Genomic DNA, 24,879 nt, shown 5'->3' on the forward strand with positions numbered 1-24,879 from the left:
GTAAAACTGTAAAATGAGGCGCAAAGGTAACTTAATGCAGGGTGAAAACAAAAGCGCCCTGGTTGGCCACCGCATGGCAGGCAATGCCCAACTTATGGCAATCCTGCTGCCAACTGCTTGTTTTCCAGCGTGAATTGGTGCCATCAATGATGATTGTGCTACCCTTGAAAAGAGTTGCCAATTCCTGTATGGTGACCCTCGCATTGCGGGAGAGTACAATAAGGTCTATAGGGATACCGGCGGCTGATTTTCCGGGAGAGAAGGTTTCATCAATGATGAGCAGGGAGGTATTGCCCAACCGGAAAAGGGAGTCAGCACGGAACAGGTGATGGATGCTATCGGCAGGCCTGGTGTGGTGGGCGATGCGGCAGGGCTTTAGATAGCGGTCTTGCAGGGAAGGGTCTTCCAGGAGTAATGAATCGCCTGTAAACAGGTAATGCCGGCCATCAATGAAGTCAATGGCCTGGTGCTTTGGAATGTTGTATACGATTATTTTTTGTTGCCTGGCCGATGACCACCAGGATTGTAGACCCACTATACAGAATAACCATACAGCTCCTAAACCCATCAGCAGGCCAGCTTTCTTTTTTTGTAATAACCAGGCGGCGAGGCAGCCGATGATAGTGTATAGCAGTATCAACTGCACCAGGCTTATGGATATATCGCCGGTAGTATTGAAGGGAACCTGGTTTATGAGCTCAATAATCTCATTTAACAATCGGATGAGTTTATCCAATAACCAACCGGTAGTTTTTGCTGCAACAGGGATGAAGGACAGGGCGCATAATACAAGTTCGCCTATTAGTATGATACCTGATAAGGGAACGGCTATGAGGTTGGCGATGAGAAAAAGGTTAGGGACCTGATGAAAGTGGTAAATGCTGATGGGGAGGGTGAGTATTTGTGCGGCGAGGGTAACGGCTGCTAATTTCCAGCAATAGTGCAGGTATTTGTTTTGTATGAACAGGCACTGGTAAACAGGTTTCATAAAAAGTGCGATGCTGAGCACGGCAGCATAGGACAACTGGAAACCTATATCCAGGCATAACCAGGGGTCATAGCAGAGCAGCAGGAAGGCTGATGCAGCCAGTGAATTGTAAACAGTAACCGGGCGTGTTAAAGAATTGCCAATAATAAGACAGGTAAACATGACTGCTGAACGCAACACGGAAGGGGTGGCTCCGGCCAGGAGGGTAAATAACCATAACCCTGCAAGTATAATTAGGGGTGTGGCCCACCGTGTCCATTGTCCGCGCAAAGGTGTGCACACCAGGATCAGTAACCCGTAAATTAAACCAAGATGTAACCCTGAAATAGCAATGATATGTACCACACCGGTGTTGATATATGATTGTAGCAGGTGTTTGTCGAGCTCATCTTTATAACCAATTAACAAAGCTTCTGCTAATCCGGCTTGCTTTTTGTCAGGAATGTTTTCCCGGATGATATTCAGCACTTTTTTACGGGTATAAAACAGTACTTTTTTTACGGGGTTAACCTGTTTTTTTTCTGCAACTGTGTATTCTTGTTGTCTGAGGTATACCTGGTGCCAGATACTTTTAAGGGCACAATACCGGGCATAATTGAAAGCATTTGGGTTCGCCGTATTGTTAATGTGTTCGGGTGTTTTGGCAAATAACAACTGATCTCCATAATGTAGTTGGGGCGGGGCGCTGTCTTTTTGAAAATGCAACAGGAGCTTTCCTGTTGCCGGTTGTACCTGTGTTCCTTTTATGATTGCCTCAACAGACACTACTGTTCTGTAAGATTTTGCTTTCTCTGTTAACGGTTCTTCTATGGTCACCAGGAGTGCATCGCCGCTGGTATAAATAAGGTCAAACCATTGCGGGGAGCGCCTTATGTCCTTATAGTGTACCAATAATACCCCGGCTATAAAAAGCAGGCCGTTGAGTGCAATGCCATTGATGGAGCGGTACCTGAATTGCAGGGAAAGCGGAATCTGTGAAAATAACCCCATATAGGCGCTGCAACAGCCGGCAATCAGCCAGGCGCTTTGTACAGGCAGGCTGCTGCAGGATTGGGCTATAATACCTGCTATAAAGGGGATAATAAAGCGTAGGAAAGGGGCCTCTTTCCAGGCAAATAATCCGGGCAAATACATACTAAAAGAGGGGAAAACTCAGTTAACAAAAAGGGCTACAAGTCGCGTCAGTATTGAATTAGAGAAGAAAAAGCACCACTTCCACCCTGAAAGATGAAAAAATAGGATAAGGTCATAATGGCAATGGGAAATCAGGTAGTTGCGGTGCTATTAGTGAATTTGGAAGGATCAGAATAAAATTTCCTCAAGTTATTTGCGTGAACAAAGGCCTTGAGGAAATCTGTCGGCTGGCTTTCACAGGAGTATTGGATTTTGAAAAACGGGATGATAGCAACTCTCCAGTATCTAATTTCAGACAAAAAACTAACCTACCCATACAAAGTGCTATTTATTAATGACGGGATTTTTTTCAGTTGAATGACGGGGGTGATATGCCCCGTTTTTTTACGGGGTAGGCGCCCCATGGTTTTACGGTTTTAAAGCCGGCTGTTTAGCGGTTTTTTTCCGATGTTTTTCACACGAGTCCTTGAGTTACTTCGCTTTACGAATAATACTAATTTGTAATTACATGGCTAACACTCTATTGTAGCCGAAGATGTACGTTTACCCTGATTAATTTTACACCGGTAATTAAATCATTCATGTTTAAATCCCCCAAGCAATGACAACTATTGAAAAAAAAACCGTAAAGGTTGGAAAATTCGTAGACACTACTTACGTAGACACCTTAATCCGCAATTACAAACAGGAAAGATGGGCGCAGAATTCAGAGCGCATTGGCAAGGAAGATTCGTTGAGTGTTTGGTATAGCGTAGAAGAACTGGAACAATTCATTGAAAAGATAAAGATGTACGGCGCAGATGGTGTTAAGATCTATTTTGGTGCTTATTCATCCGATTTTGCAGAGAATCCTGCTTATGCCGACAGGCAAACGCTGGTGCTGGTAGGTACTAAGGCAAATACTACCGCAGCAGGCGTGGCCAACAAAGACATTTACGTCAACACCGGAAAGGGCAATTCCATCCTGGCTTACAATTATGGCCAGATGTGCCCTCCCAACTGTTCCAATGGCGGTCCTATCAAGCCTGCAGAACCCGCCGGTGATGAATGGGGTGGTATTGGCGTAACCATCGTTGACCGTGGCGACAAGGGTGTGGTTATCGTTTAACAGCAGTCCCTTTTTACTTAATTCGACCTCCCGCCTGGCGGGAGGTTTTCTTTTTTAAGAAATACTGGCTATTTTTAAGGGGATATGCAATATATCAGCATTATAATTATTCTGATCAGCCTGATAGCCGGTATTACGGTCTATTTTACGCCCAGAACCCCGTTTTATCTTAAAACTTTCCCGGTTTTTTTACTGGGTTGTTTGTTTACTGACATCTATGGCAGGTACCTTCATTCCACCGGACAGCAAAATGTTTACCTGTATAACCTGTTTTCTGTTTATTCTTTTACTTATTATTTGTATGTGCTGCAACGGATCGTTCAGAACCGGAAAATAAAAAGAATACTGCTGGGTATTGCAGTCCTGTTCCCCATACTGGGTATCCTGATCATTTCCACGCAAAGCACAGATACTTTTAGCAGTACTGTTTATACCATAGGCAGTTTGGCGATCATTATTATTGGTATCTATTATTTCTTTGAATTGTTCCAGTTGAAGCAGGCGATCAACCTTGCCCGGGAACCTGCTTTCTGGATATGCTGCGGCCTGTTGTTTTTTTACTGTTGCAGCTTTCCGCTGTTGGGGCTGGCCAATTATTTATACCGGCTTTCGCCATTGCTGCTGGAGAACCTGACTTTTATTTTAAGCTTTCTTAACGTACTGCTCTACTCGTTGTTCACCATTGGCTTTTTATGCAGGTTGAGGTTCCATAAGCCTGCTTTATAAAGTATATAACTACCCTAAAGTCCGGTCTTCCTGTTATTTAGATCAGCGGCCGATCAAAATTTATTTATAATTTACGGCCCGGCTGCTGTTTTACTATTCATATTATGTACTATTCTTTATGCAAGACCAGGGACAAGAGATTTATTCTATCGTGATCATTGGAGGGGTGATAGCCCTTTTACTGGTAGGTTTTATCGTAGCCACCCTGTTTTTGTACCAGCGCAGGCAGCACCGGCATGCCAGTGAACTGGCCCGGATGAAGGATCTGTATGAGCAGGAGGTATTGCGCTCGCAACTGGAGATCCAGGAAGCGACTTTCAAGATGATCGGGCAGGAATTACATGATAATATCGGGCAGGTTTTATCGGTAGTGAAGTTATCACTGGCCATATTGCCCATTGATAAGGACCATGAAGCGTATGAACCTATCCTTACTTCCCGGCAAATACTGAATAAAGCAGCCCTGGACCTTTCTGATCTTACCAAAAGTCTGCATAGTGACCGTATCGCCCAGATAGGCCTGGTAGAGGCCATCCGGTTTGAGATGGAGAACGTGCGTAAGAGCGGTCTGATGGACGTGGAGTATGAGGTAACAGGTTCGGAGTATGATTTTGATGGCCAGAAAGCCACGTTCCTGTTCCGGATGTTCCAGGAAATGCTGAATAATATTCTGAAGCATTCCCAGGCTGCTAAAGTTGCTGTGAGCCTGCTTTTTTCGGAAGATAACCGGTTTGTCCTTACCCTGGCCGATAATGGCGTCGGATTTGACGTGGAGGCCAAGAGAAATTCTGTTTCTTCTTCCTCTGGTGTTGGATTAAAGAGTATCTTCAACAGGGCAAAACTGATTGGTGCTGATTTAGATATGAAAAGTGTTCCGGGGAAGGGAACTACGGTGACCATTCAATTATCTTTGCCACAAGAAAGCTAAGCACTCTCCGAAATGACAGTTGGTAAACAAATACAGGTAGCGGTTGCTGATGATCATACCCTGATGCGCAAGGCATTGGCCAGGTTGATCAGCACGTTTGCGAATTACACTATTTTATTTGAGGCCGACAATGGCTCAGATGTAAAGGACAAGATCAGCAAGCATATTATTCCGGATATTCTCCTGCTGGATGTAAGTATGCCCGGCATGGATGGATATGAAACCGTGAAATGGTTATTCAAGAATCACCCTCATATCAAGGTACTGGCTTTGTCTATGTCCAGTGATGAAAGTACCATTATCCGCATGCTGCGGCTGGGCGCCAAAGGCTATATTATGAAGAATACAGAGCCTGAAGAGCTGAAGCTGGCATTGGATTCGGTGATGGAAAAGAATTTTTACCTCTCAGAATATATCTCCGGCAAGATCATCAGCGGCCTGCACAAGGATATTGACCAGCCTGATGAGCCGATTTCCCTGACAGAGAAAGAAAAGGAATTCCTGCAATGGGTATGCTCAGAGCTTACTTATAAGGATATTGCCGCTAAAATGTTTGTAAGTCCACGGACGGTAGATGACTACCGTAACTCCCTCTTTGAAAAGCTCAAAGTAAAAACAAGGGTGGGGCTGGTATTATATGCCATCCGCCACGGCATGGTAGAAGCTTAGGACGCACTATTAATCCAGTAATTTTTTTACGTAGGCTATTTGCCCCTGGTGGTAAATATTGTGCTGTATCAGCCCGTGCAGCATATAGCCGATGGTATAGGTACGCTGACTGACCGGTGATGCCAGGAAATCGTCGTTTTTAGATTGCAGCAGTTCAAGGATACGCCGGTGAGTTGCCTTTAACTCATTGACCCCGTTTTTCCAGGTATGGATGGTAGGGTCTATTTCCCGCCAGTCGAGCGCTTCATAATAACTTATTTGTTTTTGGGTATCTCCTTCCAGGGTGCTTTGCACCGCCTCTGCCCAGGCAATCATGTGGTACAGTATTTCAATCAGTGCATGGCCTTTTTCATCAGGGTTGATGAAGACGCTGGCAGGCTCTACTTCTTTCAGGATCGCATAGAGGGAGCGGCCATACCAGGGATCGCCATCGAGGGATCCCTGCAGCGTGGTAATGATGTACTGTACTTCCTTGTTCATGGCAATTGTTTGTATAAAGGTACCACGGCTAAAAAACCATACCAATAAAAAATCCCGGTTGCATGAACCGGGATTTTTTATTGTCAGACTATTGTCTTTTAAACGGGATTATTTGCTCAGGTACATGCTCCTGTCTTTGTACAACTGGCGGAAGTAAGGATCGCGCAGGTCTTTGATAAAGCGGATCGCTTCGCCGGTCGATTTCATTTCAGGGCCCAGTTCCTTGTTCACGCCCGGGAATTTCTCAAAGCTGAATACCGGTTCCTTGATCGCATATCCTTTCAGGCGCTTCACCACTTTCAGGTCGCGGAGCCTTTGCTCGCCCAGCATTACTTTGGTAGCAATGTTGAGGTAAGGTATCTGGTAAGCTTTGGCGATGAATGGCGTGGTACGGGAAGCGCGCGGGTTGGCCTCTATCACATACACTTTACCATCCTTGATGGCAAACTGGATGTTGATAAGCCCTTTGATATTGAGTTTGAAGGCAATCTTCCTGGCGTATTCTTCCATGGTTTCCACGATCAGGGGCGAGAGGTTGAACTGCGGCAATACGGCGTTACTGTCGCCGCTATGGATGCCTGCCGGCTCAATGTGCTCCATAAGACCCATGATATGAACGGTTTCCCCATCGCAGATGGCGTCTATTTCCGCCTCCTGGCAACGGTCCAGGAAGTGGTCAATAAGGATCTTATTGCCGGGGATATGCTTCAGCAGACTTACTACTGCTTTTTCTACTTCCTCGTCATTGATCACGATACGCATCCTTTGTCCGCCCAGTACATAGCTGGGACGAACCAGTACGGGATAACCTACTTTATTGGCCACTTCAACAGCTTCATCTACTGTAAAAGCAGTGCCATAGTCGGGGTAAGGTATATTTAATTCTTTCAGCAGGTCACTGAAGCGGCCACGGTCTTCCGCGATGTCCATGCTGTCGTAAGAAGTTCCAATGATCTTGATGCCTTTTTCATGGAGGCGCTCGGCCAGTTTCAAGGCTGTTTGTCCGCCCAACTGAACAATCACCCCTTCCGGTTTCTCCAGTTCAATGATCTCCCAGAGGTGTTCCCAGAATACCGGCTCGAAGTATAATTTATCGGCCATATCGAAGTCTGTGGAAACGGTCTCAGGATTACAGTTCAGCATGATGGCTTCATAACCGCACTCTTTGAGGGCCAGCAGACCATGTACACAGCAATAATCGAATTCAATACCCTGACCGATGCGGTTGGGGCCTGAGCCCAGTACGATGACTTTTTTCTTTTTGCTGGCTTTGCTTTCGCTATTGTTGCCGGATTCAAAAGTGGAGTAGAAGTAGGGAGTCTTCGCTTCAAATTCTGCACTGCAGGTATCTACCATTTTGTATACGCGGGTGATGCCGGCTGCCTTCCTTTTCTCATAGACGGCTTCGTCATTACCGTCCTGCATGATGGTAGAGATCTGCTGATCGCTGAAGCCGAGGAATTTCGCCTGTTTCAGCACATCTTCGGGCAGAGTAGCCAGTTTGTATTTGGCTATCTCCTTCTCCAGGTTCACGATCTTCTGGACCTCATTCACAAACCAGCGGTCAATGCCCGTGGCTTTGGAGATGGTGCCTACAGATACGCCCAGTGTGAGAGCGTCCTTGATACGGAAGATGCGGTCCCATTTCGGGGTTTTGATGTATTCGATGAGCTCTTCGGCGTGCATGCGGCTATGGCCGTAGTAGCCAAGTCCGATGGCATTGTTCTCCAGGCTTTGGCAGGCTTTCTGGATGGCTTCTGTAAAGCTTCTTCCGATGGCCATTACCTCACCCACGCTCTTCATTTGCAAGCCGAGGGTATCATTGGCGCCTTTGAATTTGTCGAAGTTCCAGCGGGGCATTTTAACGATCACGTAATCCAGCGCCGGTTCAAAATAGGCGGAAGTGGTTTGGGTGATCTGGTTTTTCAGCTCATCGAGGTTATAACCGATGGCCAGTTTGGCCGCTATTTTGGCGATGGGGTATCCGGTGGCTTTGGAGGCGAGGGCCGAAGATCGGCTTACCCGCGGGTTGATCTCTACGGAGATGAGTTCTTCTGTTTCGGGATTCAGGGCAAACTGTACGTTACAGCCGCCGGCAAAGTTGCCAAGGCTGCGCATCATGAGGATGGCTTTGTTGCGCATATCCTGGAAGGCGGTATCGCTCAGGGTCATGGCAGGCGCCACGGTAATGGAATCGCCTGTATGTACGCCCATGGGGTCCACGTTCTCTACCGTACAAATGATGGCAACGTTGTCGTTTTTATCGCGCAGCAGCTCCAGCTCATATTCTTTCCATCCCAGTACGGCCTTTTCTACCAATACTTCGTGGATGGGGGAGGCTTTAAGACCTCTGTCGAGAGCTGCTTCCAGTTCAGATTTGTCGTGTACAAAGCCGCCGCCTGTACCACCGAGGGTAAAGGAAGGGCGGATTACGAGGGGGAAGCCAATGGCCTGGGCAAATTCTTTTCCTTCCAGCAGAGAGTTGGCCACTCTGGAAGGTGCTACCGGCACATTAATCTTTACCATGAGCTGGCGGAATTTCTCGCGGTCCTCTGCGGTATCAATGGCTTCAATATCCACGCCGATCATACGGACATGGTATTTTTCCCAAACGCCCAGTTCTGCGGCTTCTTTGGCCAGGTTGAGGGCCGTTTGTCCGCCCATTGTAGGCAGTACGGCATCAATCTGGTTTTCGTCCAGGATCTGTTCAATACTCTCTACTGTTAAGGGCAGCAGGTACACTTTATCGGCCATCATAGGATCGGTCATGATGGTGGCGGGGTTACTGTTGATAAGGATCACTTTGATCCCTTCTTCGCGCAGACTGCGGGCAGCCTGGGTGCCGGAGTAGTCAAATTCACAAGCTTGTCCGATGATAATGGGTCCTGAACCGATGATAAGTACTGACTTGATCGAGGTGTCTTTGGGCATCTTCTTTTACGCTGTTTTTTTGCTTTTTTTAAAAAATTCCCGGTCTTACCGGCGGGATAAATTGCGCAAAAGTAAGGTGATGGGGGGAATAATGCGGATTATTTTTTGGCTCATGGCAAAGATGACGGGAAGGGGGTCATTTAGAGGGGGTTAGGGTTGGTTCGGAGGACACGAACCAAGGCTGACTGGGACACAAACCAAGGCTTGACTGGGACACGAACCAGGGCTGACAGTGATAGGCTGTTTGATAGGGGCCTGATAGGGAGTTGGGTGGGAGTTGATCGGGAGTTAGGCAGGGGTTAGGTGGGAGTAAAGTCGCTATAAGGTCGCTATAACATCGCTGTAAGGTCGCTGTAAGATCGTTGTAAGGTTGCTATAAGGATAGCAGTAAAGAAGGGGAAATAAAAAAGCCTCTCCCACCGGCAGAGGCTATTATTTGCTGGTAGAAAAAAATTGATGTGTTCAGTTGTTGTGAAAAGCAGCGATCTCGATATCATCCAACGGCACACCGCCCTGGCGAATGAATTTCTTCTCTTCTGCCAGATGGCGCTTTTCCTCAAAACGGCTCTTGATACGAAATACCCATTTCTGCTTAGCTTCTGTTCCTTTGAACATCCCGACTATGGACCCTACCGTTAATGCCAGTAGTAAAACCGTCCTGTTACGTATCATACTCATAAAACACAGGTTGTAGATTTATTCTTTCATTTCATATAATCTTAGACAATTTATATACGCCAAAAGCTGTTCCATAGTTCATAAAAAAACATACAACTAAGTGGGTATTTTTAAAACTTAACATACTAATAGCGAATCCATCTGTCCTTTCTCTTTATACCCATTGCCGTGCCGGGTAACCCAACCGCCGGATTTTTAATATTAGTTTAATATTGGCTTGTCAAATCCGGTATTTTATTAGCCAAATCGTTCATGTAATTAGTCGCTTTTTTTTCATTTGCAGTAAACAAAACGAGTGATTGGTAGTCTATTTCCAGTGGATGGAGGAATTCCAGAATCAGGAGGTGGATGCAGGATGGCGGATTCCCGTAGTTTTGCACACTACTAACCCATAAATTGATTTGATCGGATGCGTGTATTGGTTTTTGTATTGTTAGGTTGTGCCCAACACCTGCAGGCGCAGCTTTTTCAGCCTGCTGATTACCCGCAGGGGTATTTCCGCAACCCGCTGGAGATCCCGATGGACCTGAGCGGCAATTTTGGTGAGCTACGTCCCAACCATTACCATATGGGGCTTGACCTGAAAACGAAGGCCCGCGAGAACCAGCCTGTGTATGCGGCGGCCGACGGGTATATAGCCCGGATCAAGATTGAGCCCGGTGGTTTTGGCCGCGCCATCTATATTAATCATCCCAATGGGTTTACTACGCTCTATGCGCACCTCAATGATTTTAATTCAAAACTGGAATACTGGGTAAAGCAGCAGCAGTATGCCCGCGAATCGTGGGCTGTTACGCTCGAACCTGTGCCTGGTCAGTTCCCGGTAAAGAAAGGCGATTTCCTGGCCTATAGCGGCAATACCGGCGGCTCCCAGGCGCCGCACCTGCATTTTGAGGTCAGGCGTACGGCCGATGATGTGAATGTAAATCCGATGTTGTTTGGATTTCCGCTGGCCGATAATACGACTCCGCGCATTTTACGGCTGGCCGTGTATGACAGGACCAGGAGCCTGTATGAGCAATCGCCCCGGATTATTCCCATAAAGGGAACCGGCAGCAACTATACCACTGCACCACCCCTGGTTACGGCAGCTTCTCCCAGAGTAAGTTTTGCCATTACCGCCTTTGATACCCATACCGGCTCTTCCAACCTGAATGGTATTTATGAAGCCTCACTGTATGTGGATGAGGAACTGATCACCGGCTTCCGGATGGACGATATCAGCTATAATGATACCCGCTACCTGAATGCCCATATAGATTACCGTACGAAGGCGGCAGGCGGCGCCTGGTTGCAGCATTTGTCGGACCCGCCGGGGTATATCAATTCCATTTATAAGAAGGTAAAAGGAGATGGTGTTATTGACATCAGCGACGGAGCGGCTCATGCCGTTCGTATTGTGATAAAGGACGGGTATAATAATACCGCAACCCTCCACTATACTGTTCAGTATAACGGAGCGGCTGTAGCGCCGGTAACGAATGCGGATAAAATGTTTTACCCTTTTATGCTGGATGGCTTTGAAACGCCCCATTGTGAGTTCTATATCGGAGAGCGTTGCTTGTACGATTCCGTGCATATACGGCATAGCCAGTCGGCAAATACCCACCCGCAGGGTGTATCGGATGTACATACCATCGGTAGTTCTGCCATTCCCCTGCAGGAAGCATTCCTTGTACGCATCCAACCAAACCGCCCGTTGACTGTTAATGAACGGCAGCATACGGTGATGCAGTGGTACAGTGGCAGCCGGAGTGATGTGCAAAAGGTAGAATGGCAAAATGGCTGGGCCTCGGCCCGCTTCCGTGATTTCGGGTCGTACCGTTTGATCACCGATGAGGAGCCTCCCCAGATCGTGGCTACCGGCCTGACCGATGGGGCCGACCTGAGCAGGGCCAGCCGCATTGTATTTACGGTTACGGATAATATGAAGCGGTTTAAAAATGTACGTACCCTGCTGGATGGCAAGTGGCTGCGGTTTACAAATGATAAAGGACGTACTTTCATTTACCGGTTTGATGAGAAATGCCTGGCCGGTGAGCATGAGCTGGTGATCAGTGCGGAGGATGAAGCAGGCAACAGGACAGAAAAGATTTTTAAGTTTACAAGATAACGCTCAACTTATAATGGTTACACTACAGGAAGGCGATAAAGCGCCGGCATTTAAAGGCATAGACCAGAATGGTAATACCGTTTCATTGGCCGATTATAAAGGAAAGAAAGTGGTGTTGTATTTCTATCCCGAAGATGATACCCCTACCTGTACGGTTCAGGCCTGTAACCTGCGCGATAATTACGGACTGTTGAAAAAAGAAGGGTTTGAAGTGTTGGGTGTTAGTCCGGATGAGGAAAAGAAGCACAAGAAGTTTGAAGCCAAATATAATTTACCTTTTACCTTACTGGCCGATCCCGGACACAAGATTATTGATAAGTATGGTGTGTGGGATGAAAAGCAATTGTATGGCCGTAAGTATATGGGCATCCTGCGCACTACTTTCGTATTAGACGAGAAAGGCATCATCCGCAAGATATTCCTGCGCCCAACGAATAAGCAACATGCAGAAGAGATCATTGCTGCCTGGAAGAAATAGCTGTTAGCTTTTAGGTATTAGCCCCTCCCCACTTTCAGTTACTGCACTCCCACCTTCGGCGATTGTACAGGCTTCGTGTACAATGCATTTTTGCATCGTCATTGGCTCGTGAATGACTGGTTCGTGAGGACACGAACCAGGGACACGAACCAGGGCCCAAAACAATCACATTATCAAACCACGTAAATCTTATTAAGCAATGAAACAGTTTAAATTATTCCCCGCACTATTATTGGCGGCTACACTGGTAGTGAGCTGCAGCAAGGATGATGACGATGATTATAACACACCGCCACCACCCAACACGCCCCAGTCTACAGTAGTAAGCGCTTCCGGCAACCTCACCGATGCCCTTGCGCAGTTCAGGGGTCTGCTGGGCGATTCGCTCAATACCACACCGGGCAAAACTTCCGGCCGCCGGGAGATCAATTGGGAAGGCGTTCCTCCTGCCAATAATCACAACAATACTTTTCCTTTTGATTTCTTTAATAATAAGGATGCTGCAGGTCCTGCCGGCCGTAAGAGAGGATTGGAATATGCCAATACCGGTATTGTATTTCGCATAGACAGTACCAGCTATTCGGAAATAGATGCATCCTATGCCAATGAGTTCAAGGCATTCAGTGGCAAAAGGCTTTTTGCCCATGCCAATGGCACTACCAATGAAGTCTTTTTCAAAGTGCCGGGCACCAATACCAATGCTTTTGTAAAAGGATTTGGCGTTGTGTTTTCTGATGTGGATGATGCCAACAGTACTTCCCTCGAGTTTTACAGCGGCAATAAAAGCCTGGGCAAGTTCAAAGCGCCTGCCCGCACCGATGCCAATGGCCATTCTTTCCTGGGGGTATTTTTCCCGAATGAAAAGGTGACTGCCGTAAGGATTATTATGGGTAATGGCGTACTGGCTGCCGGTACCAAGGATGTGAGCGCCGGTGGTACAAAGGACCTGGTGGTGATGGATGACTTTTTCTATTCAGAACCCCTGGCCCAGAATTAATTAAAATTAAAGGCTTCGACAGGCTCAGCCTGACATAAAACAGTTTAGCGTAGGTTTTGGGTGATTAATTCCCAGTGAGTGCTCCCTCCCGTTTGCCGGGGGGGATTTTTTATATCCCCACAAGTGGGGATACCATTTCCCATGTATGGGGATTTTTAAGGGAAGTTATTGGAAGGACATTTGTAGCCGCAAAAGTTAAGTATAGCATGAAACACAAGAAACATTCATCCGGCCATTGGAGCCGGTTATTGGCTGCTGTAGTAGCAGTCAGCCTGCTGCTGACAGCCTGTAAGAAAGATAAAGACGAGGAGAAGCTGGTAGTGGTGAGCGGCTCAGGCAATATCCAGGACGACCTGGATAAGTTCCGCACCCTGCTGGGAGGTACGTTGAATACTACGCCCGGCGCTGTAGGCGGTTACCGGGAAATAAACTGGGATGCGGTGCCGGATAGCCTGGTAGGCAAGTCCATGTCCAATAATTTCTTCAATACACCGGGCAATAATGTACCTGCGAGCCTTCAGCGCGGCCTCACGTATGAGCCGGGGACCGGTGAGTTCAGGGTGAGCGCTACCAATTTTATTGAGGTGAATAATACTACCGGCGGGGAGTTTGCTGCTTTCAGCGGCAATAAAACCTTTGCCAATATCAGCAATGGTCTCTGGCCTATAAAGCCTGAAGTGCCGGGCCAGCCCCTTGCTGCCACGGTGAGAGGGTTTGGTATCGTGTTTTCGGATGTAGACGCGGCCAACTCCACTTTCATGGAATTTTTCAATGAGGACAAGAGCCTGGGTAAATTCTTCGCTCCTGCCCGCAGTGGCGGAAGCAGTTTTTCTTTCCTGGGTGTGTATTTCAAAGAAGCAAAGGTGACATCTATACGGGTAGGCCACCAGGGAACACTGGCAGCCGGCGGTAAAGATGTGAGCGACGGGGGTACTGCCGACCTGGTGATCCTCGATGATTTCATTTATGATGAGCCCGTGAAGAAGTAGGAGGGTGAAAACCAGGCAGGGTAAATCGCAGTGTGTAAACTAATCCAACGAAATAAAGGCTTTTCAGGTAGGGGTTTTTATCGAGCCGCCGGCATGTAAACTGCATCCGGCGGTATTTTGCTTTTATGCCGGGCCGACCAGTTTGACCGTCTTTCAGTACTTTTAAGGTGTTGGCCCGCTGGCTCAATTCATGCAGTCTATGTGTCAAAAGTTGTTGTTACCGCTCTTTATTATACTATGCTGGTTTTCCGTGCCGGCGCAGGTATCCTCCCTGTATTTTGACAGGCTGACCATACAGAATGGCCTTTCTCACAGTAAGGTGAATTGTATTATCCGTGATCAGCGTGGTTTTATGTGGTTTGGCACCAATGACGGGCTGAACCGCTATGACGGCCATAATTTCGTGGTATTCCAGCATAAGCCCGGCGACAGCACCACTATTTCCGGCAATATTATCAATGATATCCTGGAGGACGAACAGGGCGTATTGTGGATCGCTACCGCAGATGGCGGACTGAGCCGGTATGATTACAGGCAATCCAGGCGGCTGCAGTTCAAACAATACCGGCATTCGCCGGGAGACAGTAATTCTATTCCCGTCAATATGCTGAATAAGCTGCAGCTCGACCGGCAGGGCTATTTATGGATAGCCACCAGCGGGGTGGCCCTGCTGCGTTTTGACCGTGTGCGAGAACAGTTCATAGAGCCTGTGAAGCATGGTACGATGACGGCGCTGGATGTGGAGCTGGACCATGCCGGGATATTGTGGGTGGGCAGGGTTGGCGGCGGCATGCTGAAGATGAACCCACGCAACCTGCAATATGAAACAGAACCGGCCTATAAGGACCTGTATGCCAAGCTGCCGCATGCAGTGATCACTTCCCTGTTTGCAGATAATGAACAGCAGCTATGGTTTGGCTCCTGGGATAAGGTATTGTACTGCCGTTCGACTGTAACCGGGGAAGAAAAGGTATTCCGGCAGACAGACGATCCGTATTCTTTTAAGAATGATGAGATCAGTTGCTTTACTGCGGATGCCCGTGGCCGTATATGGATGGGCGGCCGGTATGGCGGTTTGCATATTTATGATAAGAAAACCGGTCGCTTTTATAATTATAAGTACGACCCTGCCCGCGAAGGCACTATTTCCGATAACCGGATCAATAGTCTGTATACCGATAAGAATGGCGTAGTATGGGTGGCTACCAATAATGGGATCTGTATACATCATCCCATGCTGCAGCAGTTTGAGCAAACTTTCCTGCCGCCTGTTAAAGGGGTTAATACGACCAATATTACGATCTATGATTTTTATGAGCGTGATGGTCAGTTATGGATTGGCACCAGTGAGGGTATTTATAAGAGACAGGCGGGTAGTCATGATCTTACTTTTCACCCGGTACTATATAAGGGTAACCGCCTGCGGGTGACCAGGTTCTTTGAAGATGTGGACGGCACGTTGTACCTGGGAACCGATTATTCCTTATTCCGGTGTAACCCCAATACTTTGCAGGTAAGCCTGCTGCCCAATACAGAGCAGGACCGGGTGATGAATAAGATCATAGAATCGAGGGTTGTGTCTATTGTCAGGGATACAGTAGATGGGCATCCCGTATTGATGACGGCCCCCTATGGGCATTTTCTTGCTTATTATGACCTGGTGGAACAACGATGGATAAGCCGGCATGATCCTGTAAAGGATGTGATCAACCATCTTAAGCTGGGGGATAATAATAACCTGATACGGAAGGTGTACAAAACGCGGGATGGCCAGTTCTGGACTACTTCCGTTACCAGGGGGCTGGGTACGCGGCCCAGGAAAGACGAAGCGGCGCTGCAGTTTTTTAATAATGACCCGGCCACGACTGGCAGCATCAGCAATAATAATGTGTATGATATGCTGGAAGATGCTGCCGGCAATTTGTGGGTAAGTACTTATGGCGGCGGATTGAATTATTATAACAGGACCAACCGGCAGTTTACCCATATTCCCACGTCCAATAACCTGCTGGAAGGAATAGCCGTGGATGCGCGTGGTAATGTGTGGATGATCAGCAATGGCAACCTGCATAAGTATGACCCGCTGCGGAAGTCTTATACTTCCTTTGAATTGCCGGATATTGAGAAGGTGGGTGGAGTGAAAGGCGCTATTTTTAAAGACAGCAAGGGCAATTTGTATGTGGCAGGCACCAATTATTTTATCGCTTTTAATCCGCCTGCTGTGAAGGAGGCGCATGACCTGCCACAGGTATTCTTCACTGATTTTAAGATATTCAACGAGTCGTTCAGTGATCTGTTGCTGAAAGACAGGATCGTACTGCAATATGACCAGAACTATTTTACAGTAGCTTTTGCGGCGCCTTATTTTTCTGCCGGACATTATATCCGTTATTCCTATATCCTGGAGGGAAGGGACAAGGCCTGGATAGATATCGGTACCAATGTTGCGCAGGAGTTCTCGAACCTGGAAGCAAAGGACTATGTACTGAAGGTGAGGGCTACCAATAATGCCGGCCTATGGCATGAAAAAGTGGCTACCATCCATATTACGATTGTGCCTCCCTTCTGGCAACGTTGGTGGTTTTATGGACTTTGCGCCCTGGTAACCGGTCTTATTATTTATGCCATTTACCGTTACCGCATTGATCAGTTGTTGAAGCAACAGGCCATCCGCAATAAGATAGCGCAGGACCTGCATGACAATGTAGGGTCTACCCTGAGTAGTATTTCCGTGTATAGCCAGGTGGCCAGGATCTACCATGAGCAGGAGCGGCAGGGCGATCTGCAGCAAACACTGGAGAAGATCAGCGATACTTCGGGCGAGATGATCTCGGAAATGAATGATATTGTGTGGGCCATTAATCCCCGGCATGATAATATGGAGACCATCCTGCAGCGGATGGAATCTTTTGCCAGACCCCTGCTGGCCTCCAAAGAGATCACTTTTCATTTTGAAGTAGATCCTGGCATTAAGCAGGTGAACCTGGAAATGACCCGTCGTAAGAATTTTTACCTGATCTTTAAAGAGGCGGTAAATAACGCATTAAAATATGCGCAATGTAAGAACCTGTGGGTAAAGATCAGCCTGCGACACCACCATATAGACCTGGAAGTGAAGGATGACGGCGCGGGTTTTGACCTGGAGAAGGTGCAGATCTATGCTTCCCAGTCGCTGTCGGGCAATGGCTTGCGCAATATGGAGATGCGCGCTGCGGAGATGAAGGGGGTATGGACGATCAGCAGCAAACCCGGTGAAGGGACTAAGGTCCATTTGCGGTTTCCTGCAGGATAGGTTCCATCACCGAATGTGGGGATTGCGGGGTAACGGCAAAAGTGCGAAATTTGAGTAATACATTTATATGAACCTGCGCATCGCAATATTTGACGATAATAAGAATATCCGTGAAAGCATTACCATGTTGTTGAAAACAGTGCCTTCCTTTGAAGTAGTAGGCTCTTTCTCGCATGTCCTGGACTGTGTGGAAGATGTGCGGGACTGTAAGCCTGATATCGTGCTGATGGATATAGAGATGCCCGGCATGACGGGCATTGAGGCCGTTACAGCTATCCGGAAAGCGTTTCCCCATATCCAGGTATTGATGCAAACGGTTTTTGAAGATGATGACCGTGTATTTGATTCTATCTGCGCCGGTGCTTCAGGTTATATTCTTAAGAATCACCTGAACACGAAGCTGGTGGAAGCGATCATGGAATTGCAGTATGGCGGTTCGCCCATGTCGCCCTCCATTGCCCGTAAGGTGCTGGGAAAACTGCAACAGATCCCGCAGCATATTAAGCCGGAAGAAGCGCCGGACTATCACCTTACGCCCCGTGAAAAAGAAGTACTGGCCTGCATTGTGGAAGGGCTCAGTTATAAGATGATTGCCGACCGGTTAAGCATCAGCTATGAAACGGTACGCAGCCACGTAAAAAAGATCTATGAGAAACTGCATGTAGCTTCTCTTACCGAAGCAGTGGCCAAAGCGATCAATCAAAGGATCGTTTAAACCTTCTCCCCATATCCGGTTGGTTATCCTACTCATTTTGGTGATTGTACAGTTCACGCGGACGAAGCAATTTTGTGTCTTCAATCCGCATCGTTTCAATCACAATTTTATAAGCCATGAGTAAACAAGTGTTATCCTTCATAGGATTATTGCTGACAGGGGCCGGCCTATTCGCACAGCCTGCACAAAATGATATTGCCACACCTGCTGTTCAGTCTATTCAATTATCTACCGGTGTAAACCTGCAATATGTAGAGCAGGGCAACCCATCGGGCACCCCCGTTATTTTCCTGCACGGATTTACGGATTCCTGGCATTCGTATGAACTGGTATTGCCCCACCTGCCGGCTACTTTGCATGCCTTTGCTTTATCGCAAAGAGGGCATGGAGACGCGGAGAAACCGCTGGCCGGTTATGATCCAAAGGATTTTGCAGCGGATGTAGCCGCTTTCCTCGAAGCGAAAAAGATCAAAGCCGCTCTTGTTGTGGGACATTCCATGGGTTCCATAGTTGCGCAACGTTTTGCTATTGATCATCCTTCCAAAACAATGGGTATTGTATTGATAGGCACGTTTGCCGATTTCAACAGCAATGAAACGATACAGGGTTTTGGTCAGGTGCTGGATACGCTGAATGATCCTATTGAGGAGAAGTTTGCCGCCGAATTCCAGCAAAGCACCCTGGGCAATCCCATCCCGCCTGCCTTTCTGCAAACGATGATACAGGAAAGCCTGAAGGTGCCGGCCCGTGTTTGGAAATCGGTAGCAGACCCGCTGTTCAAAGTGAATTATGTGCCGCTGCTGAAAGCGTATACCAAGCCGGTCCTGATCGTATGGGGTGATAAGGACCTGTTCTCACCCCGGCAGGACCAGGATGTACTAGCCAACGCACTGAGCAGGTCGCAATTAGTGGTGTATACAGGCATTGGCCATGCTGTGCACTGGGAAGCGCCGGCAAGATTTACAGCAGACCTGGTAATCTTTGCCAGGCAACTTAACCATCAAAGTAGAAACCGTTATGAAAAGTAATTTTATCGTTGGCATTGCCATCAGCGTATTATCGGTAGTGATTATATTGGTAGCATTTGATACAGCGCCATCCCCCACCCCGGGATGGGATAAGGGGAGCCGTGTAATTTTTTGCTCCCCCTCTTTTGATCCGGAGAAACTGAAGGGAGGCAAAGCGCCTTTGATCAAGGGCCTGGGCAATCTGCATTATCGCATTACTACCCGCTCAAAGCTGGCGCAGCAATATTTTAACCAGGGGCTTACTTTGCTCTATGCCTTCAATCATGGTGAAGCAGGACGTTCCTTTATGCAGGCCATCCAACTGGACGCCGACTGTGCGATGGCCTGGTGGGGGATGGGCATGGTATTGGGCCCTAACTATAATGCAGCCCTGAACCCTGCCAGCCTGGGGGATATTAATAAAGCGATGACCAACGCCAGGAAGTATAGTGTAAACACCACTGCCAGGGAGCAGGCATTGATTGCCGCGCTGGTAAAACGTTTTCCAACGGAACCGGTAACAGATATGGCGCCTTATAATGCTGCTTATGCTGCCGCCATGAAGCAGGCCTATGAACAGTTCCCGGGTGATGCAGAGATTGCTGTGCTGTATGCGGATGCGCTGATGAATGAGCATCCCTGGAATTTGTACCAGAAAGACGGTACCCCACAACCCTGGACACCTGCTATTGAGCAGTTACTGGAAAAGACAATGACCGCATTTCCCAATCATGCAGGAGCGCTTCATCTTTATATCCATGCTGTGGAAGCTTCGCGCACGGCCAGCAGAGGCATCCCTGCGGCCCGTAAGTTGCTGAATATGCTGCCCGCCGCCGGCCACCTGGTACATATGCCGGCGCATATTTATATCCGCACAGGGAATTACCATGATGGGGTGATAGCTACTGAAAAAGCACGACTGTCAGACAGCAGTTACATTAATCAATGCAAGGCGGAAGGCGCCTACCCTTTGTTGTTGTACCCGCATAATATACATTTCCTGGCTGCCTGCGCCTTCCTGGAAGGCAATAGTAAGAAAGCGATAGAAGCTGCCTGGGGCGTATCGCGTAATGCCGACAGAAAATACCTTGCCCAGTCTGGTACCGTGCAACACTATTATATTATTCCTTACTATGTATTGGTGCACCTGGGTAAATGGGATGATATACTGGCGCTGCCTGTTCCCGGTGAATCCCTGAAATATCCGCGCGCCATCTGGCATTATGCACGTGGCATGGCATTGACCGCAAAGGGTAACCTGGCAGCAGCGCAACAGGAGCTGAAAACTTTGCAGGCGTATGCAGCAGATGAATCCCTGCGGCCTCATTTGATATGGGAAACGAACAGCGCACTGGACCTGATCACGATCGCTGCTTTCACGCTGGAAGGGGAAATATTGGGTTATGTACAACAATATGATAAGGCCGTGGCCGTATTGAAGAAGGCGATTGTAATAGAAGATAAACTCAACTACCAGGAGCCGCCGGATTGGTTCTTCCCCGTGCGTCATACTTTGGGCAATGTGTTGCTGCAGGCCAGGCAATTTGCGGAGGCTGAAAGGGTGTACCGGGAAGACCTGGTTAACCTGCCGGAGAATGGCTGGGCTTTGATGGGATTGTTCAATAGCCTGACAGGACAAAATAAACCGGACGAAGCGGCGGCTGTTAAACAGCGGTTTGACAAGGCCTGGCAATGGGCCGATATAACGATCACTTCTTCCAGAAAATATTAAACCGCCAGGGCGCTATCCGGACTCTTTCAGCGTTAAAGAAACCTGTAATGGGGAATCAACGTAATAATACATAGACCCGGGAGAATCAGGTATCTGAATCCTTGCAGAAAGGAATTTCTCCTGTGGGTTATCATTAGTTCTAAGGGTTTGGTTCCCTGTCCTTTCCAGGACAGGGATTTTTTATGGGAGGCAACCCTCCCTGATAATTATCCGTAAGAATAGTCACAGGAAATAAGTTGTAATATGATGAAAAAAGTTTTTTTCACCTTATCAGTATGCCTGGCGGTGTTCATTGGTTGTACCAATGATAAGGATGAACTGTTAAATCCCGCAGGAGGTGATTGTACAGGTGTTAATGCCAGTTTTGTTAATGATGTATTGCCCATCATCCAGGCCAATTGCCAGGGATGTCATGGAGTAGGCTCTACCAACGGCCCGGGGCAGTTAACCACTTATAACGAGATTTCAAATGCCGGCACACGGATAAAAAATGCTGTTGTCAGCGGCTTTATGCCGAGGAATGCCGCGCCCCTCCCTGCCGCAGACATCAGGAAGATCAGGTGCTGGGTAGATTCAGGAACACCCAATAATTAATACATGTCAAAGAAACAGGCAATTATTATCAGCATCCTGCTGGTGCTTGCTGCGGTAGCTATTTATGTATACCGTGAATACAACCGTACCAATAAGGACCTGGCTACTGTAGCGCCTGATTATACGGTGCAGGCCACTGCATTGGTGAATGAGTTTTTGGCCAATGATTCAGTGGCTTATAATAAGTACCGCAATAAAATACTGGCTGTACAGGGGATGGTGAAAGCCGTGGATAATGTGGATGGCGATTGTACGGTAGTGTTGGGTGATACCATGGAGCTGTCGTCTTCTGTGAGGTGCCTGCTGGATAGTGCGCACGCTGCTACCGGCGCCGGTTTTAAACGTGGCAACCAGGTTACTATTAAAGGCGCTATCACCGGGTTTAAAAAAGATGATACCGGCCTGCTGGGCTCTGATGTGGAACTGAACAGGTGTGTGATAGGAGGAGAGTAGTAAGTCAATTTCAACATATTACAAAATAGCACAGGAATGAAAAAGCGGGTTATTGGACTGACCAGTGTATGGGTATTATTATCTGTACTGGTTACTGCACAGGATAAATTTTTTACCAAGAATGGTAAGATATCTTTTGTATCAAAAGGGAATATTGAAACCATCACCGCAAAGCACAAAGGCATTACTGCTGTAGTGGACTCCAAAAGCGGGGCTGTACAGTTTGCCGTGCTGATGAAAGGGTTTGAGTTTGCCAAAGCCCTGATGCAGGAACATTTCAATGAGAATTATGTGGAAAGTGATAAGTATCCCAAGGCAGATTTTAAAGGGCAGGTAACAAATAACAGTGAGGTGAATTATGCCCAGGATGGGTCATATAATGCCAAAGTAAAGGGAACCCTTACCATACATGGCGTAAGTAAGGAAGTAGAAGTGCCGGGAAAGATCACGGTGAAGAGCGGCAAGCCGCAACTGAATGCTGATTTTAATATCCTGCTATCGGATTATAATATCAAAATACCAGCCGTAGTAAAGGAAAATATTTCTAATACAGTTACCATAACAGTTGACTGTGCGCTGGAACCTTTAAAAAATTGATTTCTCTTTTTAACAATACTGTTTATGAAAAAAATAATAAGTGGTTGTTTAATGGGGCTTGCTGTATTGCTCTCTGCTAAAACAATCCATGCCCAGGATCAGGACTTACTGAAAGAGGTGGGTCCTGATTCCGCGAAGAAAGAATATGTAAAGAATGCTTTTAAGTCATCCCGGGTGATCCATTCCCATTCCATGGAATTTATTGGTAAGGGTGTATTGGATGTGCGCATCCTGCACCGCTTTGGAACGGTGAAAAACGGATTGAAAGACCTCTTTGGTCTTGACCAGGCCAATATGCGTTTTGGCTTTGATTATGGATTGGGTAAAAGCCTTACTATTGGTGTTGGCCGGAGTAACCTGAACAAGGAACTGGACGGGTTTATCAAATACCGTCCTGTATGGCAATCCAAAGGCCCCGGCGGTGTTCCTTTCTCAGTGGTATTGATATCCGGTATGTCATTGAAGACGCAGGATTTTCCCGAACCCAAAGAGGTGTATGGTTTCAAGCACCGCCTTGCTTTTTACCAGGAGATCATTATAGGCCGCAAGTTCAGTGAAGCATTGAGCTTACAGGTAAACCCTATTTTCCTGCATCGTAATCTGGTGCCGGACACCGATGATGAGAATAATACCTGGGCATTGGGCCTGGGCGGCAGGATAAAGCTATCCAAACGGACAGCCTTTGTAGTGGATTATACGCCTGTTCTGTCTGGCCGGCAGCCGGGTACCAAAGATCCGCTGGCCATGGGCTTTGATATAGAGACCGGCGGTCACGTATTCCAGTTGCATTTCACCAATGCCTCCGGCATGAATGAAAAAGCTTTCCTGACTACCACTACGGATGATTTCTGGAAAGGTGAGATCAGGTTCGGGTTCAACCTGTCGAGGGTGTTTACCATTAAAAAGAAGAAAGATTAAATAACCCATTCCACTTCTCCTACTTCGAAATAACGCTCCAGGGTATCCCGGGTTATAAGCCTTCCATCGGGGGTCACCCCTTTGATGGTGGTTTCAAAAACGCTATTACCTTTTTTGAGCTTTACAGACTGGTCCAGCTTGTACAGCGCCTGGTGGTAATCTGTCAATAGCTGGGCGGGATTGTGAATGGCCTGGTAACGGTTTTCGAGGCATTCGCACAGTTCCTGGGCCAATGTATTGATATTGTATGTTTTACCGGTGATCTGCTTGAGGGAAACGGGTCTGAGCGCCCCGGGCGCAAACTCTGTCTGATTAATGTTGATGCCCATACCGGCGATGGCGAAGAGCCAGTCTGACTGCTGACTTCCGATCCTCGATTCAATCAATATCCCTCCTGCCTTTCTGTCACGCCAATAGATATCATTGGGCCATTTGATGCAGGTTTCCTCCCCGGCATAATTTTTAAAGAAATCATAACAAGCGAGGGCGATAGCTGCTGAAAGGAGGAACTGCTGACTGGTTTTCAGGGGTTGCGGCCGGATTACCACGCTTATCATGATGTTTTCACCCGGGGTGGTAAGCCAGCTTTTTCCGCGCTGACCGCGGCCAGCCGTCTGTTCCAGGGCAAAATACACGGTACCGTGTTCAGCCTTACCGGCAGTGGCCTGCCCCATGGCATAGTTGTTGGTGCTGTCTATTGTCGGTAATATAATAAGCCGTTGGCCGATAGCGGGATATGGCAAAAGATTACTATTTTTGGATTGTACGAAAATAGATATTCCTGTTGAACGTTTAAGCTATCTATGCTGTTATATATGGGAGATGAGCATAGCAGGCGAAATGGACGGTATATACAGGGTCCTGATAAGCAAGCGCTATCCGCTGTTGGGCATATCAATTTGACCATTTAAAACGTTTTGATTATTGGAACAATTGTCAATGTTAGCTACCCGTCGTAAACGAAATAGTGTAGCCAGGTTAACCAAAAACTCAAAGATTTTCAAAGCTATCATCCACGCTATCCAGGAGAAAAAAGGTAGTCATATCACATCGCTTGATCTCCGGAAAATTCCCGAAGCTATTGCTGATTTTTTCATTGTCTGTGAAGCGGGCAGCACTACCCAGGTAAAGGCCATTGCCGATTTTGTGGAGCAACACGTGCAGGATGCTACCAAAGAAACACCGTATCACCATGAAGGTCACCAGGGTGCGCAATGGGTACTGGTGGATTACGTTAATGTCGTGGTGCATGTCATGCTGCCGGAAACCCGCAAATTCTATAAACTGGAGGAAATGTGGAGCGACGCCGAAGCCGAAGAACATAAATAATTTGATTCTTAAGGCCGGATGTT

The 24,879-nt window shown here is 47.5% G+C and carries 22 protein-coding genes; 17 read left to right on the plus strand and 5 right to left on the minus strand.

The genetic code is table 11. From position 1 onward, the window contains the following. Positions 1-31 precede the first annotated feature (31 nt). Complete coding sequence (locus HB364_RS07430) at positions 32-2,116, minus strand: ComEC/Rec2 family competence protein (protein ID WP_167287225.1); 2,085 nt, start codon at positions 2,114-2,116, stop codon at positions 32-34. Between the two features lie 607 nt (positions 2,117-2,723). Between HB364_RS07430 and HB364_RS07435 the strand changes: the two genes are divergently transcribed. From HB364_RS07435 to HB364_RS07450, 4 genes are all read left to right on the plus strand, one after another. Further along, positions 2,724-3,230, plus strand: coding sequence for a hypothetical protein (locus tag HB364_RS07435; RefSeq protein WP_167287226.1), 507 nt, complete (start codon positions 2,724-2,726; stop codon positions 3,228-3,230). Positions 3,231-3,314: 84 nt separating this feature from the next. Continuing rightward, positions 3,315-3,956: a hypothetical protein gene (locus HB364_RS07440; RefSeq protein ID WP_167287227.1), complete on the plus strand. Its 642-nt coding sequence runs from the start codon at positions 3,315-3,317 to the stop codon at positions 3,954-3,956. Between the two features lie 118 nt (positions 3,957-4,074). Then, positions 4,075-4,884 carry a sensor histidine kinase gene (locus HB364_RS07445; RefSeq protein ID WP_167287228.1) on the plus strand — a complete coding sequence of 270 codons (810 nt, stop codon included), beginning with the start codon at positions 4,075-4,077 and terminating at the stop codon, positions 4,882-4,884. A 12-nt stretch (positions 4,885-4,896) separates the two neighbouring features. Beyond that, positions 4,897-5,553 carry a response regulator transcription factor gene (locus tag HB364_RS07450; RefSeq protein WP_167287229.1) on the plus strand — a complete coding sequence of 219 codons (657 nt, stop codon included), beginning with the start codon at positions 4,897-4,899 and terminating at the stop codon, positions 5,551-5,553. Positions 5,554-5,562: 9 nt separating this feature from the next. On the opposite strand, the gene HB364_RS07455 is transcribed toward HB364_RS07450, so the two are convergent. The 3 genes from HB364_RS07455 to HB364_RS07465 all read right to left on the minus strand — a co-directional run bounded on the left by HB364_RS07455 (position 5,563) and on the right by HB364_RS07465 (position 9,642). Continuing rightward, positions 5,563-6,033, minus strand: coding sequence for a DinB family protein (locus tag HB364_RS07455; protein ID WP_167287230.1), 471 nt, complete (start codon positions 6,031-6,033; stop codon positions 5,563-5,565). 108 nt (positions 6,034-6,141) lie between these two features. Continuing rightward, positions 6,142-8,964, minus strand: coding sequence for a carbamoyl-phosphate synthase large subunit (gene carB, locus HB364_RS07460; protein ID WP_167287231.1), 2,823 nt, complete (start codon positions 8,962-8,964; stop codon positions 6,142-6,144). A 462-nt stretch (positions 8,965-9,426) separates the two neighbouring features. Next, positions 9,427-9,642, minus strand: coding sequence for a hypothetical protein (locus HB364_RS07465; protein ID WP_167287232.1), 216 nt, complete (start codon positions 9,640-9,642; stop codon positions 9,427-9,429). A 409-nt stretch (positions 9,643-10,051) separates the two neighbouring features. Here HB364_RS07465 and HB364_RS07470 point away from each other — a divergent pair, with 409 nt between their 5' ends. The 12 genes from HB364_RS07470 to HB364_RS07525 all read left to right on the plus strand — a co-directional run bounded on the left by HB364_RS07470 (position 10,052) and on the right by HB364_RS07525 (position 23,527). Continuing rightward, positions 10,052-11,755: a M23 family metallopeptidase gene (locus HB364_RS07470; protein WP_167287233.1), complete on the plus strand. Its 1,704-nt coding sequence runs from the start codon at positions 10,052-10,054 to the stop codon at positions 11,753-11,755. Between the two features lie 13 nt (positions 11,756-11,768). Further along, positions 11,769-12,233 (plus strand): thioredoxin-dependent thiol peroxidase, encoded by a 465-nt coding sequence (bcp, locus tag HB364_RS07475; protein ID WP_167287234.1) that lies wholly within the window; start codon positions 11,769-11,771, stop codon positions 12,231-12,233. Positions 12,234-12,432: 199 nt separating this feature from the next. Next, on the plus strand, positions 12,433-13,230 hold the full coding sequence (locus HB364_RS07480) for a hypothetical protein (RefSeq protein WP_167287235.1): 798 nt from the start codon (positions 12,433-12,435) through the stop codon (positions 13,228-13,230). Positions 13,231-13,436: 206 nt separating this feature from the next. Beyond that, a complete protein-coding gene (locus HB364_RS07485; RefSeq protein WP_167287236.1) occupies positions 13,437-14,219 on the plus strand; it encodes a hypothetical protein in 783 nt (260 codons plus the stop codon). A gap of 199 nt (positions 14,220-14,418) precedes the next feature. Further along, on the plus strand, positions 14,419-17,511 hold the full coding sequence (locus tag HB364_RS07490) for a ligand-binding sensor domain-containing protein (protein WP_167287237.1): 3,093 nt from the start codon (positions 14,419-14,421) through the stop codon (positions 17,509-17,511). A 67-nt stretch (positions 17,512-17,578) separates the two neighbouring features. Further along, positions 17,579-18,226, plus strand: a complete 648-nt coding sequence (locus tag HB364_RS07495) for a response regulator (RefSeq protein WP_167287238.1) — start codon at positions 17,579-17,581, stop codon at positions 18,224-18,226. Between the two features lie 116 nt (positions 18,227-18,342). Then, positions 18,343-19,254, plus strand: a complete 912-nt coding sequence (locus HB364_RS07500; RefSeq protein ID WP_167287239.1) for an alpha/beta fold hydrolase — start codon at positions 18,343-18,345, stop codon at positions 19,252-19,254. Then, positions 19,244-20,965 (plus strand): tetratricopeptide repeat protein, encoded by a 1,722-nt coding sequence (locus HB364_RS07505; RefSeq protein ID WP_167287240.1) that lies wholly within the window; start codon positions 19,244-19,246, stop codon positions 20,963-20,965. Before HB364_RS07500 ends, HB364_RS07505 begins: the two co-directional genes overlap by 11 nt. 243 nt (positions 20,966-21,208) lie before the next feature. Further along, entirely contained in the window at positions 21,209-21,559 is a 351-nt protein-coding gene (locus HB364_RS07510; protein WP_167287241.1) for a c-type cytochrome, read from the plus strand. 3 nt (positions 21,560-21,562) lie between these two features. Continuing rightward, positions 21,563-22,012, plus strand: a complete 450-nt coding sequence (locus tag HB364_RS07515; protein ID WP_167287242.1) for an OB-fold protein — start codon at positions 21,563-21,565, stop codon at positions 22,010-22,012. Positions 22,013-22,048: 36 nt separating this feature from the next. Beyond that, on the plus strand, positions 22,049-22,609 hold the full coding sequence (locus HB364_RS07520) for a YceI family protein (protein WP_167287243.1): 561 nt from the start codon (positions 22,049-22,051) through the stop codon (positions 22,607-22,609). Between the two features lie 24 nt (positions 22,610-22,633). Then, positions 22,634-23,527 carry a DUF5777 family beta-barrel protein gene (locus HB364_RS07525; protein ID WP_167287244.1) on the plus strand — a complete coding sequence of 298 codons (894 nt, stop codon included), beginning with the start codon at positions 22,634-22,636 and terminating at the stop codon, positions 23,525-23,527. Here the strand turns inward: HB364_RS07525 and HB364_RS07530 are convergent. Further along, positions 23,524-24,270, minus strand: coding sequence for a biotin--[acetyl-CoA-carboxylase] ligase (locus HB364_RS07530; protein ID WP_246228351.1), 747 nt, complete (start codon positions 24,268-24,270; stop codon positions 23,524-23,526). The two genes, HB364_RS07525 and HB364_RS07530, sit on opposite strands and share 4 nt — an antisense overlap. Before the next feature lie 196 nt (positions 24,271-24,466). Here HB364_RS07530 and rsfS point away from each other — a divergent pair, with 196 nt between their 5' ends. Further along, on the plus strand, positions 24,467-24,856 hold the full coding sequence (gene rsfS / locus HB364_RS07535; protein ID WP_246228353.1) for a ribosome silencing factor: 390 nt from the start codon (positions 24,467-24,469) through the stop codon (positions 24,854-24,856). The last annotated feature ends 23 nt before the right edge of the window (positions 24,857-24,879 follow it).

The sequence above is a fragment of the Paraflavitalea devenefica genome (assembly GCF_011759375.1).
Taxonomy (GTDB): Bacteria; Bacteroidota; Bacteroidia; order Chitinophagales; family Chitinophagaceae; genus Paraflavitalea; species Paraflavitalea devenefica.

Coding starts and splice junctions, on each gene's coding strand:
- HB364_RS07465 (WP_167287232.1), bottom strand. CDS start 9,642: ATGAGTATGATACGTAACAGGACGGTTTTACTACTGGCATTAACGGTA.
- HB364_RS07450 (WP_167287229.1), top strand. CDS start 4,897: ATGACAGTTGGTAAACAAATACAGGTAGCGGTTGCTGATGATCATACC.
- bcp (WP_167287234.1), top strand. CDS start 11,769: ATGGTTACACTACAGGAAGGCGATAAAGCGCCGGCATTTAAAGGCATA.
- carB (WP_167287231.1), bottom strand. CDS start 8,964: ATGCCCAAAGACACCTCGATCAAGTCAGTACTTATCATCGGTTCAGGA.
- HB364_RS07515 (WP_167287242.1), top strand. CDS start 21,563: ATGTCAAAGAAACAGGCAATTATTATCAGCATCCTGCTGGTGCTTGCT.
- HB364_RS07495 (WP_167287238.1), top strand. CDS start 17,579: ATGAACCTGCGCATCGCAATATTTGACGATAATAAGAATATCCGTGAA.
- HB364_RS07500 (WP_167287239.1), top strand. CDS start 18,343: ATGAGTAAACAAGTGTTATCCTTCATAGGATTATTGCTGACAGGGGCC.
- HB364_RS07505 (WP_167287240.1), top strand. CDS start 19,244: ATGAAAAGTAATTTTATCGTTGGCATTGCCATCAGCGTATTATCGGTA.
- HB364_RS07520 (WP_167287243.1), top strand. CDS start 22,049: ATGAAAAAGCGGGTTATTGGACTGACCAGTGTATGGGTATTATTATCT.
- HB364_RS07525 (WP_167287244.1), top strand. CDS start 22,634: ATGAAAAAAATAATAAGTGGTTGTTTAATGGGGCTTGCTGTATTGCTC.
- HB364_RS07445 (WP_167287228.1), top strand. CDS start 4,075: ATGCAAGACCAGGGACAAGAGATTTATTCTATCGTGATCATTGGAGGG.
- HB364_RS07480 (WP_167287235.1), top strand. CDS start 12,433: ATGAAACAGTTTAAATTATTCCCCGCACTATTATTGGCGGCTACACTG.
- HB364_RS07490 (WP_167287237.1), top strand. CDS start 14,419: ATGTGTCAAAAGTTGTTGTTACCGCTCTTTATTATACTATGCTGGTTT.
- HB364_RS07510 (WP_167287241.1), top strand. CDS start 21,209: ATGATGAAAAAAGTTTTTTTCACCTTATCAGTATGCCTGGCGGTGTTC.
- HB364_RS07455 (WP_167287230.1), bottom strand. CDS start 6,033: ATGAACAAGGAAGTACAGTACATCATTACCACGCTGCAGGGATCCCTC.
- rsfS (WP_246228353.1), top strand. CDS start 24,467: ATGTTAGCTACCCGTCGTAAACGAAATAGTGTAGCCAGGTTAACCAAA.
- HB364_RS07485 (WP_167287236.1), top strand. CDS start 13,437: ATGAAACACAAGAAACATTCATCCGGCCATTGGAGCCGGTTATTGGCT.
- HB364_RS07440 (WP_167287227.1), top strand. CDS start 3,315: ATGCAATATATCAGCATTATAATTATTCTGATCAGCCTGATAGCCGGT.
- HB364_RS07470 (WP_167287233.1), top strand. CDS start 10,052: ATGCGTGTATTGGTTTTTGTATTGTTAGGTTGTGCCCAACACCTGCAG.
- HB364_RS07435 (WP_167287226.1), top strand. CDS start 2,724: ATGACAACTATTGAAAAAAAAACCGTAAAGGTTGGAAAATTCGTAGAC.